The sequence below is a fragment of the Nostoc sp. genome (assembly GCF_036919615.1).
Classification (GTDB): domain Bacteria; phylum Cyanobacteriota; class Cyanobacteriia; order Cyanobacteriales; family Nostocaceae; genus Nostoc.
Genome location: NZ_JBALCN010000107.1, coordinates 77,398 through 93,948 on the forward strand (window position 1 = coordinate 77,398; position 16,551 = coordinate 93,948).

At 42.3% G+C, this 16,551-nt stretch carries 8 protein-coding genes; 4 read left to right on the plus strand and 4 right to left on the minus strand.

Translation table 11 applies throughout. The features are described 5' to 3' along the window. Nucleotides 1-48 precede the first annotated feature (48 nt). Together V7K48_RS34295 and V7K48_RS34300 are read left to right on the plus strand one after the other, a co-directional pair. Entirely contained in the window at nt 49-5,955 is a 5,907-nt protein-coding gene (locus V7K48_RS34295; RefSeq protein ID WP_335079747.1) for an AAA family ATPase, read from the plus strand. 169 nt (nt 5,956-6,124) lie between these two features. Further along, on the plus strand, nt 6,125-6,763 hold the full coding sequence (locus V7K48_RS34300) for a Uma2 family endonuclease (protein ID WP_335079749.1): 639 nt from the start codon (nt 6,125-6,127) through the stop codon (nt 6,761-6,763). A gap of 182 nt (nt 6,764-6,945) precedes the next feature. On the opposite strand, the gene dusB is transcribed toward V7K48_RS34300, so the two are convergent. Beyond that, complete coding sequence (gene dusB / locus V7K48_RS34305; RefSeq protein WP_335079751.1) at nt 6,946-8,001, minus strand: tRNA dihydrouridine synthase DusB; 1,056 nt, start codon at nt 7,999-8,001, stop codon at nt 6,946-6,948. 867 nt (nt 8,002-8,868) lie between these two features. Beyond that, nucleotides 8,869-9,726 carry an acyl-CoA desaturase gene (locus V7K48_RS34310; protein ID WP_335079753.1) on the minus strand — a complete coding sequence of 286 codons (858 nt, stop codon included), beginning with the start codon at nt 9,724-9,726 and terminating at the stop codon, nt 8,869-8,871. A gap of 426 nt (nt 9,727-10,152) precedes the next feature. Between V7K48_RS34310 and V7K48_RS34315 the strand changes: the two genes are divergently transcribed. Further along, nucleotides 10,153-11,382, plus strand: a complete 1,230-nt coding sequence (locus V7K48_RS34315) for a TetR family transcriptional regulator (RefSeq protein ID WP_335079763.1) — start codon at nt 10,153-10,155, stop codon at nt 11,380-11,382. 134 nt (nt 11,383-11,516) lie between these two features. On the opposite strand, the gene V7K48_RS34320 is transcribed toward V7K48_RS34315, so the two are convergent. Continuing rightward, nucleotides 11,517-11,939 (minus strand): hypothetical protein, encoded by a 423-nt coding sequence (locus V7K48_RS34320; protein WP_335079756.1) that lies wholly within the window; start codon nt 11,937-11,939, stop codon nt 11,517-11,519. Between the two features lie 587 nt (nt 11,940-12,526). Here V7K48_RS34320 and V7K48_RS34325 point away from each other — a divergent pair. Beyond that, nucleotides 12,527-16,024 (plus strand): TIR domain-containing protein, encoded by a 3,498-nt coding sequence (locus V7K48_RS34325; RefSeq protein ID WP_335079758.1) that lies wholly within the window; start codon nt 12,527-12,529, stop codon nt 16,022-16,024. Nucleotides 16,025-16,222: 198 nt separating this feature from the next. Here V7K48_RS34325 and V7K48_RS34330 read toward each other — a convergent pair whose 3' ends face one another. Beyond that, on the minus strand, nt 16,223-16,408 hold the full coding sequence (locus V7K48_RS34330) for a hypothetical protein (protein ID WP_229484257.1): 186 nt from the start codon (nt 16,406-16,408) through the stop codon (nt 16,223-16,225). Nucleotides 16,409-16,551 lie beyond the last annotated feature (143 nt).

Sequence of the window (16,551 nt, forward strand, 5' to 3'; positions counted from 1 at the left end):
GGCAGACTACTTTAAATAAATAGCTGATTTAACAAGAGTTGATCAAGTATGAATACAGCAGTTGAACCGATGGACAAGCTTTTGAACTATCGAATTAGCGAGCAACTTTATGCTGGCTCTAGAACCTTGGTTTACCGTGCAATTCGAGAGGCTGATCAACTTCCGGTCGTCATCAAACTGCTCCAGCAGGAGTATCCTACCTTCAACGAACTGCTGCTGTTCCGTAATCAGTACACTATCGCTAAAAATATTCACCTACCTGGTATTGTTCATCCCTATAGTCTGGAACCTTACCGCAACAGCTATGCTTTGGTGATGGAGGATTTTGGTGGCATTTCCCTTAGAGATTGGATGAACAAAAAAATGGGGAGCAACCAATATACTTTGACAGAGTTTTTGGACATTGCGATCGCTCTGAGCAATATTCTTGACGGACTCTATCGCCATCGGGTTATCCACAAAGACATCAAGCCTGCCAACATCCTCATTAATCCGCAAACCAAGCAAGTCAAGTTGATTGACTTTAGCATTGCCTCTCTTTTACCTAGAGAAACCCGCGAAATTCACAGTCCTAATGTCTTAGAAGGTACTCTCGCTTACCTTTCCCCGGAACAAACCGGGCGGATGAATCGCACAATTGACTATCGCAGTGATTATTACTCCCTCGGCGTTACCTTCTATGAACTGCTTACCGGACAGCTACCCTTTCAGTCTAATGATCCGATGGAGCTGGTTCACTGTCATATTGCCAAGCAACCGGATCAATTCAAAATTCAAAATGACGCTCTCTACGAGACGCGCAAGGGACGCGGACTCGCTAACGCTCCGCTAACAAAATTCAAAAATGAGGAGATTCCCCAAGTCCTTTGGGACATTGTGATCAAATTGATGGCGAAAAATGCTGAAGATCGCTATCAGAGTGCATTAGGGCTGAAATTTGATTTAGAAAAATGTTTATCTCAATTGCCGGAAATTGGTTCGATTAAATCCTTTGAACTAGGTAAGCGGGATATTTGCGATCGCTTTATCATCCCAGAAAAGCTCTACGGTCGCCAAGCCGAAGTCAAAAGCTTACTGGATGCCTTTGAGAGAATCAGTCAGGGAAGCACTGAAATTATGTTGGTGGCAGGTTTCTCTGGGATTGGCAAAACTGCTGTGGTTAACGAAGTTCACAAGCCAATTGTGCGACAACGGGGTTACTTCATTAAAGGTAAATTTGATCAATTCGGGCGCAACATTCCTTTCTCTGCCTTTGTGCAAGCCTTCCGAGACTTAATAGGACAACTGCTGAATGAAACTGACGCCCAATTTGAGCAGTGGAAGTGCAAAATTATCTCTGCTTTGGGTGAAAACGGACAAGTGATGATTGAGGTGATTCCAGAACTGGAAAGTATGATTGGTAAACAGCCTCCTGTACCGAAACTCTCTGGGAGTGCAGCACAAAATCGCTTCAATTTGCTGTTTTTGAAATTCACTCAAGTCTTCACGACAAGAGAACATCCATTGGTGATCTTCATTGATGATCTGCAATGGGCAGATTCTGCTTCTTTAAAGTTAATCCACTTATTAATGAGCGAAGCTGACATCGGCTATTTACTATTAATTGGTGCTTACCGAGATAACGAAGTCAACCCAGTACATCCGTTGATGCTGACTTTGGAAGAGATTCAGAAGTTAGACGCTACAGTCAGTACGATTACCTTAGCTCCCCTTGAGCAGATTTATATTAATCATTTGGTTGCAGATACATTGAGTTGCACGTTAACATTAGCTGCACCGTTGACAGAGTTAGTATTGAGCAAAACCAAAGGCAATCCTTTCTTTAGCACCCAGTTTCTTAAAGCGCTACATCAAGATCAACTAATTACATTTAATTTTGAAGGTGGTTATTGGGAATGTGATATTACTCAAGTGCGATCGCTTGCTCTGACTGATGATGTCGTAGAGTTCATGGTAATTCAACTTCAAAAGTTGTCAACAGAAACTCAAGAAGTTTTGAAGTTAGCGGCTTGTGTAGGCAACCAATTTGATTTAGCGACATTAGCAATCGTCCATGAAAAATCTCAGGTGGAAACAGCCGCAGACTTTTGGAAAGCTGTGCAGGATGGGTTGATTATCCCTACCAATGAAGTCTACAAATTCTATCAAGAGGAGTCAGGATTTCAGCAACACAATTCTCCTGACTCCTGTTGTTACAAATTTCTTCACGATCGCATTCAGCAAGCTGCCTATTCACTAATTCCTGACAATCAAAAACAAGTTACTCACTTGCATATTGGACGTTTGCTGCAACAAGCCATCACCGCAAATGAACGAGATGAGAAAATTTTTGCGATCGTCAACCACCTGAATCAAGGGGTTGCTTTGATTAGTGACGAGCAGGAGCAACAGGAACTCGTGCAGTTAAACTTGGTGGCTGGGCATAAAGCCAAGAGTGCAACAGCTTACGTAGCAGCTTTAGACTATTTCAACATAGGTATTTCTGTGTTAACAGATGACTGCTGGCACAGTCAATACAATCTCGCCCTCATCTTGTATGAAGGAGCAACAGAATCAGCTTACCTCTGCACCCATTTTGAACAGATGGAACAGTTCGCTGAGGTTGTGCTGAATCATGCCCAATCCTGGCTAGATCGGGTAAATATCTACAATATTAAAATCCAGGCTTGCATGGCACAACATCAGCAGCTAGAAGCCTTGCAACTAGCACGGAAAATGCTAAAGCATTTGGGAGTGAATTTGCCGGAACGACCCACCCAAACAGACATCGAGCAGGCACTGCGGCACACCCAAACCTTGCTCAATGGTAGGTCAATCGAATCTTTGCTGGAATTACCCCAAATGACCGCACCGGACAAAAAAGCGGCAATGGTTATTTTATCCAGCATTATTTCTGCTGCCTATCAAGCTGCCCCTGACCTATTGCCCCTGGTGATCTTTGCCGAGTTCGATTTATCAGTAGAATACGGCAATGCTCCAGAATCGACTCATGGCTATGTGATGTACGGGTTGACCTTGGTTGCCATATTAGGAGATATTGACGCAGGCTATCGGTTTGGGCAATTGGGGGTGAATCTCCTACAACGCATCCATGCCCCCAAGTTAACCGCTAAAACCATTTTTGCCTTTAACTGCTTCCTCAGACATTGGCAAGAACCTGCAAAATATACTCTGGAAGGATATTTGCAAGCTTACTCCAGTGGGCTAGAAACCGGTGATATTGAGTATGTTGCTCTCAGCCTGATGTGTTATTGCGACACAGCTTACTGGAGTGGTCAGGAACTATCTGCCTTAAGACAAACGACAGAAGCTCATCGCAAGGTTATTCAGCAATTGCGCCAGGATAGTTGTCTCCACACACAAAGTATTTATCATCAGGTTGTAGTCAATCTGTTGGAGGTTGCGGCTGAACCTGAGCGGTTGCTTGGCGAATACTGCTATGAGGATGAAATAATTCAGCTTTTCCTCAAAACGAATCAGGGAGCAGGACTATATCAGGTTTATTTCAATAAACTGCTCCTCTGTTACCTGTTCCAACACTATGAACAAGCATTACAAAATGCAAAACTGGCAGAACCATATTTGGGTGCAGTCACGGGACTAGTGCTGGTTCCTATCTTCTATTTCTACGATGCATTGGTTCAATTAGCGGTTTATCCAAATGCCAGTGAGACAGACCAAACCAGCATTATCGAGCGGGTGACAGCCGATCAAGAAAAACTCAGCATCTGGGCAGCTCATGCACCCAGCAATCAGGCTCACCGCCATGCTTTAGTTGTCGCAGAAAAATGTCGAGTTTTGGGAGCGAAAGCCGAGGCAATTGAGTATTACGATCGCGCTATTGCTAAAGCCAAAGAAAACGAATATGTCAACGAAGAAGCTCTCGCCAACGAACTCGCAGCGAAGTTTTATTTAGAATGGCACAAAGAACGTATTGCCCAAGAGTATTTGATTAATGCTTACTATTGCTACACACGCTGGGGCGCTAAAGCCAAAGTCGATGATCTAGAACAGCGTTATCCACAATTGCTAGCTCCCATTCTACAACAGACGCGCTCGCCAATCACGTCTAGTCAGACGATTACAAATATTGACAGCATTGCTACCTTGCACCCAAACTTTAATAAATCAGTAACATCTAGCAGCAATACATCAGTAATGCTAGATTTAGCAACAGTTTTCAAAGCCTCTCAGACTCTCTCCAGTGAAATCGAACTGGAGAAATTACTCACAAAGCTACTGCAAGTGGTGATTGAAAATGCTGGAGCAGATAAGTGTGCGTTACTACTGATCAAAGCAGGTAGATTGGTGGTTGAGGCGATCGCTCAAGTTAGGCAGCAATCAACCGTGCTCCAGTCCATTTTTGTGGAAGATAGCGCAGACGTTCCCCATAGCCTAATTTACGCCGTCAAACGCAACCTGCAACCTACGGTGATCATTAATCCAGCAGTGCATCCGGCGCTGATGGCTGACCCCTACATCATTCGTCAGCAACCCAAAAGCTTGCTGTGTATGCCGATTCTGTATCAAGGCAAACTGTTGGGGATTTTGTATTTAGAAAACAATCTTACTACTGGGGCGTTTACAAGCGATCGCGTCGAAATTCTCAATTTGTTATGCACTCAAGCTGCAATCTCCTTAGAAAACGCCCGACTTTATCAGCAAGCACAAGATACTCTCAAAAACCTGGGACAGAACGAACAATTCTTGCGGTTAATTATTGACAGTATTCCCCAGTTTGTTTTCTGGAAAGACCGCAATTGTGTTTATTTAGGCTGTAACCATAACTTTGCTCAAGCTTCAGGTGTAGGAGTGCCAGAAAATATTATCGGTAAAACAGACTATGACCTTTCTTGGACTAGTGAGAAATCAGATTCTTTTATAGAGTGCGATCGCCGCATTATGGAGTCTGGACAAGCTGAACTCAATATTATCGAAAGCATGCAGAAAGCAGATGGAATACAAATCTGGTCGAATACAAACAAAATTCCGCTACGAAATCAAGAAGGAAACGTTTTTGGCATCCTTGGCACATCTGAGAATATCACAGAACACCACTTGCTACAACAGCAAAAGCAACAATTAGAACAAGCGTTGCAAGAACTCCAAACGATGCAATTGCAATTGGTGCAGGGTGAGAAAATGTCTGCCCTTGGTAATTTGGTAGCAGGTGTTGCCCATGAAATTAACAATCCTGTCGGCTTCATTGCCGGCAACTTAGAACCAGCAAAAGATTATGTCAAGGATTTGTTTGGGCTAATTAAGCTTTATCAAGAGAAGTTTCCAGAACCAGGCTCAGATATTGAAGACGAAATTGATGCGATGGACTTGAATTATTTACGCGAAGATTTACCTAAATTGCTGGACTCAATGAAACTGGGTGTTAACCGTATTCGCAGTATCAGCACTAGTCTGCGAACCTTCTCCAGAGCAGATAAAGATTACAAAGTTCCTTTCAATATTCACGAAGGCATTGACAGTACTATTTTGATTCTGAGACATCGTTTAAAAGCCAACGAAAACCGTCCAGAAATTGAGGTAGTAAAAAAGTATGGCAAATTACCCTTGGTAGAATGCTTTGCTGGACAGCTCAATCAGGTGTTTATGAACTTGTTGGCAAATGCTATTGATGCACTTGAAGAATACAGTACAGAGCGGAGTTTGTCAGCGATTCTAGCCAACCCCAATTGCATTACAATTCAAACCGATGTAGCCGAATCAGGTCAGCATATTTTGATTAAGATTGCCGACAATGGGGTGGGGATGTCACCAGAGGTCAAGCAACGAGTATTTGACCATTTGTTCACTACCAAGCCTGTAGGAAAAGGCACAGGATTGGGATTAGCGATCGCTCGTCAAATTATTATCGAAGGACATGGCGGTTCACTCTCCTGTACTTCCGAACTTGGACAGGGCACAGAGTTTGTGATTCAAATCTCTATTCAACAAAATTAATAAGTAAAAAGTCAAAATTGCGAAAAACATTGAAATAACCAAAGATTATATCAATGATTTTTTGGCTAATTTTTCCACTGATGCTTGAAGGCGATATACTTTAAGAAAGTTGATTTGTAAATTCCATCTGCTGTATATAACAGCTATTACATCAACTATCTGAGGTGATATGCTTTTAAAACTGCAACAAATTATCGTCAAACCTGGTCAACAAATGTTACTCCAAGATATTAGTTGGCAGCAGTTAGAAAATATTTTAGAAGAAATGGGAGAAAAGCGTGCTGCACGTATTTCTTATAGTCATGGCTGGTTAGAAATTATGGTTCCCCTACCAGAACACGAAAAAGATAAAGAATATATTGGTGAGTTAGTGAGAATTTTATTAGACAAACTCCAAATTGATTTTGAACCTTTTGGTTCCACAACACTTAAAAATGAGCGAATGCGGCAAGCAGTAGAACCAGATGCCAGTTTTTATATTCAAAATCAAGCTGCTATAATTGGCAAAAATCGCATTGATTTAAATATAGACCCACCACCAGATTTAGTAATCGAAATTGATATTACCTCCCGGACTCGTTTTGAGAATTATGAAATTTTGGGAGTTCCTGAACTTTGGCGACATACACAACAAGGTTTAGAAATTTCTTTGTTACAACAGGGGAAATATATAAAATCTGAATCTAGTCCTAATTTTCCTAATATACCAATTGTTGAATTAGTCAATGAATATGTTCAGCAGTGTTTAACAATTGGGAGAAGTCAAGCTATGCGGAATTTTAGAGATTGGGTGAAGAATAATTTATAGTCATTTCTAATCTGCACGCTTTAATTCAACAAGCTATCGGCAGATTATGATAAAAATCTAAGGCTTTCTGAGAAAGGCGATCGCTCATGACTACTGAGAACAATCCAGCAACAGTGTCTAAGCAATCGCCTCACTTTTAGCAACCAGCAATATCACCCCAAACTAGTGGTAAAATCAATTTTTTAAAGCATTACCAAACTACCTTGCGCTTCTTCTTCTAGTTCATAACCATTAGCCAGTTTTTCAATTGCTTGGTCAATCATTGCCAAACCTTGATCTACCCTTTCAACTACACTTAACTGTCCCCGGAGTTCGGCAGCACCAACGAAACCTTTAGCATACCAAGTCATATGCTTGCGGGCTTGACGCACACCGCGATCGCCTTTATATTCCCACAAGGCTTGTAAATGATCTCTTGCACATTCCAAACGCCCAATTGGGGTTGGTGGCGGTAATACTTCCCCAGTTTTTAGGAAGTGATCAATTTCTCCCACCAAAAACGGATAACCCAAAGTTCCACGAGAACACATCACACCATCAGCGCCAGTTTGCTCTAAACATTTCACCGCTGCTTCAACTGAGAAAATATCTCCATTCCCAATAACTGGGATAGAAAGCACTTCTTTTACACGGGTAATCCATTCCCAACGGGCATTGCCATTGTATCCTTGGGCGCGGGTGCGTCCGTGTACTGTGATCATTTTTGCTCCTGCATCTTCCATCCGCTTGGCAAAGTCGAGAATAGTAATTTCGTTGTCATTCCAGCCAATACGGGTTTTTACTGTCACAGGGACATCAACAGCTTTCACCACTTCCCGCACAATTGCCTCTGCCACTTCTGGTTGCCGCAACAACGAAGAACCGCCACCATTTTTAGTGATTTTATTTACCGGACAACCCATATTAATATCAACAGTATCAGCACCTTCGGCAACTGCCTTGATTGCTGCTTCTGCCAGAAAATCTGGACGGCAATCAAATAGTTGAACGCTAATTGGGCGTTCGTTAGGGTCTACCTCCATGATTTTGGGTAACTGCTTGACATAATGCAACCCTGTAGCATTCACCATTTCGGTATACATCATGGAATCTGGGGCATAGCGACGCACGAGACGGCGAAACACCATATCTGTCACCCCAGATAGAGGCGACTGGAGAACCCGACTTTTTACCTCAAATGAGCCAATTTTTAAGGGTTGAGAGAGCCTAGCTTGAAGAGTGGGAGACAGAGAAATCATAGAAAAAATTAAAAATTGTGGGAACCGAAGATAGCTAGGGATATTTAGAGATACTGTTTATTTTCGTTGATGTATCTTGACTTAGAGGCTATTTTTGCAGCTTACCGAGCCTATTAAACTTCCAAATCCAACGCCTGCAAGATTTGTTTAGCTGTCAAACCCAACACCAATAATTAAGATATTAGCTTTTAATTTAGCTTCCATACATCCTTTTTACCATGCCTTCCTCTCTCAATACGGTTCAGATAAGCTCTTGAGGCAGGGGAGGCACAGGAGGGATATGTCTATTGCGATTGCTTCGTTGCACTCGCAATGACAACTAATCAGTCGGACATGATATGAAATGGAAATGAACCAGACAGAAATCTGTTTCAAAGCCTCTCCCCGAAACAGAGAGAGGTTTGGAGAGGGGTTTTTTAGGATACTTTTAGACTTTTGAAACAACCTTAGGACTTACGCAAAAAACCTCTCAAACTCTTAATCCTCCGTGTACTCTGTGTCTCTGTGGTTCCTTCTTACATGACTTGTGCGTAAGTCCTGAACTTGTTAAAGGGTTTCCTTTAGGCTTGAATTAGTCTCTGAATTTTTTCTGACTAGAAACGGATAAAAGCATCACCTTCTCGAATATCCACATAGGTTTCTAGTCCGGCTTCACTTGTACTAACTGTTGAGCGCTGTTGCTAAGAAATCCTACTTCATTCAGTCTTGGAATCTCTCTAATCGTCCTGAAATTGAGTAGTACTTTAGCGAACGCAGATTCATTTTGTATCTGTTGAGAAGATCACCGTGAAATACTACTGATAAAAATTAGTAAGCCGACTGCGGGAAGCAATCGGCATAACAAATTCATGATAATTTAGCTGCAATTTAGCCGTGAGTTGCACCTTGAGGGGGACGTGAAACAACTTTTTTGGCTAAACCCAAAGTCTGCAAAACTAGGATGCTCCACCAAGTAACATCAATTTCCCACCAAGACAAACCAGATTTTGCCATGTGGGGATAAGTATGATGGTTGTTGTGCCATCCTTCTCCATAGGTTACGAGGGATACCCACCAAAGATTACGAGCACCATCATTGGCATCAAAGGTGCGATAACCCCACAGGTGTGATGCTGAGTTCACAAACCAGGTTGAGTGCCAAAGCAAGACACACCTAACAAACACTCCGTAGAATACAAAAGACCATCCTCCTAAGGCATATAGCAGCAACCCGAAGGGTATTTGCAACAGCAAGAAGTAGCGATCCAGCCAGCAATAAAAGGGTTGTCTTGCTAGGTCAGGGGCATATTTTTTATAGGTGTCATAGTCAAAAAATTCTGGACGTGGATAGAAAATCCACAGTATATGGCTCCACCAAAATCCTCTTTGAGCAGAGTAGGGGTCTAAATTGACATCTTCTGTGTGGGCGTGATGCTGGCGGTGTCCACCTACCCAAAAAATTGGCCCGCCTTGCATAGCCAGCGCTCCAATCAGGGCGATCGCATACTCTAACCACTTGGGAACCTGGAAACTCCGATGGCTCAGTAGTCGGTGATATCCCAGGCAAATACCAATGCTCCCGAATAACCAGTGGAGAAATACTAATAAACCTAATGCTGACCAGGAAAAAAACCAAGGAGCTAGAAGTGCTAAGGCATGAAATGCAGCAAAAAATACTACATTTGTCCAACTGAGTTGAGGTGAGTTGCCTCTCTCAGGGGCGATCGCCCCAAAATTTGCGGTCATAAAAATTCCTGTTGATGGATGAGGAAGCGATTTGCTTTTTCTTGGGCATAATCCCACAGGGATTTACCCGCCCTGTACACTAGTACTTTGTCAAGCTAGTGCAAGAGGGTTTGTAGTAAGCACGAAGAGTGCTTACAAAATAAGGACTAAAGTCCTGACTACGAACTTGCTTACCCATCAATTTCAACTTGACAGACTACAAGTTAGTTACAGTGAGCCAGCGCGGTCTTCTCCCTTGGGGCTAGCCTCTCTTTTTGGGAGAAGATCGCAGTGGCTCCCCATGAGCAACTGGCGTTAGTGACGCTTGCTTTGGCGTCTTTGCAGGAGAAGGAGCATCACCTGTTGGGTAGAGTAAAGCAAGTATCACTTACATTTGTTATGCTAGCAGAACTCTCATCTTCCTGCAAGTGCCACTTGCATTTCTCTATGTCGTCTCAACTCATTTCCACTCGTCAACGCCTGATTCAAGCTGCACTTGAGTTGTTTTCTGCTCAGGGAGTTAGCGCTACCACAACCCGCCAAATTGCTGAAAAAGCCGAAGTCAACGAAGTAACGTTATTTCGGAATTTTGGCAATAAACATGGACTGCTTTTAGCTGTGCTGGAAGAGTCCGCAGCTTTCAAGGATTTAGGTGAGTCGCTGGTGCGACGGGCAACACCTCCGGGCAATGTCTACCAAGCTCTTAAAGATTATGCAAGTGATAGCTTACATGCATTAGAACGAGTGCCAGAGTTTGTCCGGTCTGTGGTAGGTGAAGCCGACCAATTCCCGGCAGAAAATCGCCGCGCTCTAGGCAGGGGAGTAACAGAAGCAAACCGCTATGTAGCTCAGTATTTAGCTACTGTAATCCAGCAAGGACACTTAAATACCTATTTACCCGCAGAAAAATTAGCCAGTTTGCTGAATGGGATGATCTTGGGATATGCCGTAATTGAGTTCACCAGCGAATTTCACGAACTTTGGGAGGATCGGGATGATTTTCTGGAAAATTTGGTGGAGTTATTTTTACATGGAGCCATGTCATCCTCAGCAGAATCAGCAACCAACTCCTTACAAGGAGGGTTGATTACCACAGAAGTAGCTGATTTGCCTGCTAGTTTAGTTCACGAAATTCTGCAACAAGCCAGAAAATCGGGAGTACGAGATTATGCCTTAGCTTATGTGTTATTTGGGGCTGGGTTATCTGCCACAGAAATAATTAGCTTGGAGCGATCGCACCAAATCTACGATCCTCAAGGGCACTTCCTGCAAATCACAATCCCAGGACTTGTTCGTCAAGTACCTGTGAATCAGTGGATTCTGGGCAAACGCTATGGCTCTTTCACGAATAATCCCTTAATCAAATGGCTCAAAAGCCGTAAAGATGCTCAAACAGCTATGTTTTTGAATGAAACAGGCAAACCGCTCTCAGAATCAGAACTTCAGACACGTTGGCAAGTATGGAGTAATGGACTATTAACTCCCCAAGCACAGACGCCAACTGTAGCTCAGGCACAACAAACCTGGCGCGTAGAAATGTTAATGCGGGGGATCAGCTTGGAAAACCTGATTATTTTAACAGGTTGCGATCGCAACCAATTACAACCCTATGCCCGCCGAGCCAAAGAAAAAGCTGCCCTAGAGCAAGCGACTCGTTTGGATCATAAGCCAGGATAGGGGAGTGGGGATGAGGGAGATGGGTAGATAAGGGGAATAACGGGACTTAAACAAAACTGAAGAAAAATAGGAAAGCGATCGCCCCATTTGTAACTAGATAAAGGAGCAATCATCAGCATGATCCAGTTAAACGATTAAGGTAATACAACAGAGGTTTCTCTACCATTGTTGTTTGTACTATTCAAAAGTGTAGCTGTACTATCAGATGGGGATTGGGTGTTGCTCAAACGGCGTGATAAATTTTTGCGTTGCTTGCCTCCCGCCTGAACATATTGCAAACTGTCTTTGCCATAACGAGCTGCCACACTCATTAACATCTTTTCAGAATAGCCGCGCAATTCTTCTTCAATCAGAGAAAGGCGACCTGTCATTTCATCCAGGGTAGAGAGTGAAGTGTTGTAGGTTGATAGCTGAGTTTGCAAAATTTGAATGCGGCTGTCGTAGTCTGTCAAACTTAATCCGTTGCCAAATTCTAGCGTAGGGCTAATTGATCGCATTCCTGCAATTCGACGGAGAGCTTTTTCGAGAGTCGGTGAACTGCGTTTTAGTCGTGCCATAAAATGCGCTCCTGAAGGAAGTTATAGGGTTACTGCATGTACTCTAGCCAATGCAACAATAAACTTCTCTGAGAAATAATTCGGAAAAATTAAAGCAAATTAAGATCGACTTAATTATTTTTAGTAAATTATACTGAAGTTTTTATTTTATTTGTCAAAAAAGCTACTTAGAAATCAGCAACAAATACCTCGAAGTCGTGTTGGAGTACTTCAAAGTCATGTTGAGGTACTTGAAAGTCGTGTTGAAGTACTTCAAAGTCATGTCGAGGTACTTGAAAGTTGTGTTGGAGTACTTCAAAGTTATGTCGAGGTACTTGAAAGTTGTGTTGGAGTACTTCAAAGTCATGTCGAGGTACTTGAAAGTTGTGTTGGAGTACTTCAAAGTCATGTTGAGGTACTTTGAAATCGTGTCGAAGTATTAGAGAATGGTTTTCTTCAGCTCAACCGGACTTACGGCGAAGGCGATCGCCCTGAAAAGTATTATAAATATAATTCAACTATAGGAGTCCTATTTGATTACGTGAAAAAAACTCAGCTTTACCTTAATCTTCTAGAATCCTTTAGTTTGTGTCAAACGGAGTAACAGTATGTCTGAAGTAGCAAGTTCAGAGCAGGAAAATTCGGTTCTCTCGCCACCTTTAGGTTTCAAGCTGCACTATACCCTGGAAGGACACAGTGACATCATCACTCAAATTGCATGGTCAGCGGATGGGAAAAAGCTTGCTTCAGCCTCCAAAGACCATACAATCCAGCTTTGGAATACAGAAACTGGAGAGCTTATGTCCGTACTTGAAGGACATACAGACACTGTACTTGGAATAGCATGGTCGCCAGATGGAGAAGTTTTAGCATCAGTCTCTGCCGATGACACAATAAAGATGTGGAATACCAACACAGGCGATCTACGATCTACAATTGAAAATGAGAACAGTAATGCGATCGCATGGAATCCATCTGGAAAGATATTTGCATCAATAAATGCAATTAAAAATGAGAACAGCAATGCGATCGCATGGAATCCACATGGAAAGATGTTTGCATCAATAAATACCCATTATCATAACGATAAAGAAATCCAGTTTTGGGATGCACAAACCGAAAAAAAAATAGAGGATCTAAGGGAAAAATTTGAAAACTTTTCTAGAAAAATAGAGGTTACTTCTAGTAAAATAGCGAATCTCTTTAACAAAAATATCTTTTTGTCGATTGAAAAGGATGTTACTATTAATTATGGGAATGTTGGAATAATTGGTGGTAGTTATAGGAATAAGATTTTTATTCATGATATTCTGAACTCAAAAACTTTTTCTTATAAACGTCAATCTTTTGGTGAGCTATTAGATGAACTATTAGAAAACAAAAGATTAGGTAATCTTGTTTGGGATTCAAGCGGGCAAATGCTAGCCTTATTAAATAAAAATCTAACTAGCATTAATCTTGTAAAGACTAATGCTACTCAGCAAAAGCATTTAGAACAGCTAGAAAGACTGAAACAATTAGAACTAGAATGGAACAAGATACTGAGTACTCGAACAGAAATTGAAAACAAGGAAAGTATAGAAGCTGGAATGGCAGAGCTAAGGGAGTTGCACGCCGAGTTAGCCGAAATAAATGAATTAGAGCTAGTAGCTTCTTACATAACTCAAACATCCTCCGAGTCCATAAATTTAGAAAATAGCAAATTTCTTGCTATAGCCTGGTCGCCGGACAGTCAAGTGTTGGCATCAGCAATTCTTGATAGTACTATCATGCTCTGGGATACTGCCACTGGCTTGCTAACTAGGATTCTTGAAGGCCATGCAGATGCAGTCACTGATGTTTCTTTTTCCTTCGACGGTAAATTTCTTGTATCTAAATCTCTAGATAACTCTGTTCGACTCTGGAATTGCAAAACTTGGGAAACTGTAGCAGTTATTCATGAATTCACTTCGGGTAAATGGCTCTCCAGCGTTGCCTTCAATCCAAAGCTGCCTATTCTTGCCACACTTGGAGAAAAGGACACGATCATCCATATTTGGAAGTTAGATTTTCCTACCTTATTGACTGTTCCTTCGGTTTCATCTTCGGTTCATTATGTCAATGCCAAAGTTATTTTAGTAGGAGATAGCGGAGTAGGAAAATCTGGACTCGGTTTAGTGCTAAGTGGCGAATACTTCCGACCAACGGAATCAACTCACGGACGGCGAGTTTGGACATTCGATAAGCAAGGTATTGTAGAAAGTTCTCAAGCAGAGACTCGTGAAACTATACTATGGGATCTGGCAGGGCAACCAGGCTATCGTTTGATTCATCAATTGCACTTAAACGAAGTAGCTGTTGCTCTTATTATCTTCGATACTCGTAGTGAAACCGATCCTTTCGCTGGAGTGCGTCATTGGGATCGGGCGCTCACTCAAGCACAACGGCTTCAGTCTTCTAGTACTTCTTCACTCAAGAAATTTCTGGTTGCTGCTCGTGCAGATCGGGGTGGTATCGGCGTTAGTCCAAAGCGTATCGATACATGGGTAAAAGAATTAGGCTTTAATGGATACTTTGAAACTAGCGCCAAAGAGGGGTGGAAAATTCCAGAACTAGTCGATGCAATTCGCAAGGCTATTAATTGGAAAGCTTTGCCAAGCGTCAGCTCAACAAAACTCTTCCAGCAAATCAAAGATTTCCTAATTGCAGAGAAAAAAGCCGAGCGATTGTTATCTACAGTAGATGACTTATATCGTGCATTTCTAAAATCTGAAAACGCTTCTACCGAGACAGAAAAGTTGCGTTCCCAATTTGATACCTGTATTGGACGAGTCGAATCGAGGGACTTAATCCGACGAATTTCTTTTGGAAATTATGTTTTACTGCAACCCGAATTGCTAGATGCTTACGCTTCTGCTCTAATTAATGCTGCTAAGGATGAACCTGATGGTTTAGGCAGTATTGCTGAAGAAGATGCACGACACGGGCGTTTTCGGATGTCAGAAGATGAGCGAATTAAGGATAAAGCACTAGAAGAATTACTGCTAATTGCAACGGTTGAAGAGTTACTATACCACGAGTTAGCGTTACGCCAATTGGCGGACGATGGCGCATATTTGGTATTTCCATCACAATTTACCCGTGAATGGCCCGATGCACCTAATCCAGAAGGTCAAACAGTAATCTTTGAATTTGAAGGTGCAGTTCTCAATATTTATGCGACTTTAGCCGTGAGGCTCACAAGAAGTGGACTTTTTATCAAACAAGACTTATGGAAGAATGCCGCAACTTACAAAGCAAAAGTGGGTGGATTATGCGGTATGTTCTTACGAGAAGTTCAAGAAGGTAAGGGAGAATTAACACTCTTTTTTGATAGAGCGGCAAATGAACAAACCCGCTCTCAATTTGAAGACTACATCCTGATTCATTTGAAGCGACGGGCGTTAACAGAAAGTATCAAACAGCGGCGCATTTTTGCTTGCCATAATTGCGGTGCAACAATTCCTGAACAGCATATCCAGATGCGGCGTGAACGTGGTTTTGACTGGATTGCCTGTAGCGTTTGTGGTGAAACTCGTATTTCTTTGATAGATCCAAAACAGGCAGAGCAAATAACAGAAACACAGGCATCCACTCTTGCAGAAATGGATAAAACTGCCAACTTGCAACGCAATCGTGAAACTGCGACTTCTTCAGTTCAAGGGAAAATTGCAACAAAAGACTTCGACGTATTTCTCTGCCACAACAGCGATGATAAGCCAAATGTCAAGCTTATTGGCAACCAGCTTAAAGAATTAGGGATTTTGCCTTGGCTAGATGAATGGGAACTCCAACCTGGTTTGCCCTGGCAACGGGTATTGGAAGAGCAGATCAGGAATATAAAAGCTGCGGCTGTCTTTATTGGAAAGAATAATACTGGACCCTGGCAAGACGCTGAATTAGACGCTTTTTTGCGGCAATTTGTTAGACGACGATGTCCGGTTATTCCTGTACTGCTTCCAGATTGTGTTCAAACTCCAGAATTACCAATTTTTCTAGAAGGCATGATGTGGGTTGATTTCCGCCAGTCAGAACCCGATCCCATAAAGCAACTAATCTGGGGAATTACAGGTAAACGAAAATCTTAAATCCTTGCGCGATAAATACGCATTTGGTGGAACACACCCCAATAACGGGTTATTTTCGACGGTGAGCGCACCTCGCTTGTCAAAAATAACCCGATATTATGAAGGCAACTAAAATAAACGCCCTTAAAAATATTTTGTAATCCAACAAATAAGCGAATGTTGGTAAAACGATAAAAATCTGGGATACTGATGGTAACGCTACCCCTTGTTCCGTCGAGTTTCGTCATTTGTCTGCCCTGGATATCTTAGCCGATCGCCAATCACCGAAAGTTGATAAAACGGAAAAAACTGAGCCTGCTGTATCCAGACGCAAGTCGCCAAATCAGCGCAGATATAAGGGTGTGCGATCGCGGGAATATCCAAGAAGATGATGGCTGAAGGCAAGTCTCAAAATTCACATTGAGTCAAGCTGCTAAATTGAAAAAACCCCGTTAAGCTGTTCCACATCTAAGTTGCATAAAATAGTAACAAGATAAATACCAGTTTGTGTATCATGCCAGTCAAAGGTTTCCTCAAGGTTGAACAGA

What these genes read in the sequence shown, in the direction of transcription:
- V7K48_RS34295 (WP_335079747.1), top strand. Translation starts at nt 49, where the DNA reads ATGAATACAGCAGTTGAACCGATGGACAAGCTTTTGAACTATCGAATT.
- V7K48_RS34300 (WP_335079749.1), top strand. Translation starts at nt 6,125, where the DNA reads ATGCTTTTAAAACTGCAACAAATTATCGTCAAACCTGGTCAACAAATG.
- dusB (WP_335079751.1), bottom strand. Translation starts at nt 8,001, where the DNA reads ATGATTTCTCTGTCTCCCACTCTTCAAGCTAGGCTCTCTCAACCCTTA.
- V7K48_RS34310 (WP_335079753.1), bottom strand. Translation starts at nt 9,726, where the DNA reads ATGACCGCAAATTTTGGGGCGATCGCCCCTGAGAGAGGCAACTCACCT.
- V7K48_RS34315 (WP_335079763.1), top strand. Translation starts at nt 10,153, where the DNA reads ATGTCGTCTCAACTCATTTCCACTCGTCAACGCCTGATTCAAGCTGCA.
- V7K48_RS34320 (WP_335079756.1), bottom strand. Translation starts at nt 11,939, where the DNA reads ATGGCACGACTAAAACGCAGTTCACCGACTCTCGAAAAAGCTCTCCGT.
- V7K48_RS34325 (WP_335079758.1), top strand. Translation starts at nt 12,527, where the DNA reads ATGTCTGAAGTAGCAAGTTCAGAGCAGGAAAATTCGGTTCTCTCGCCA.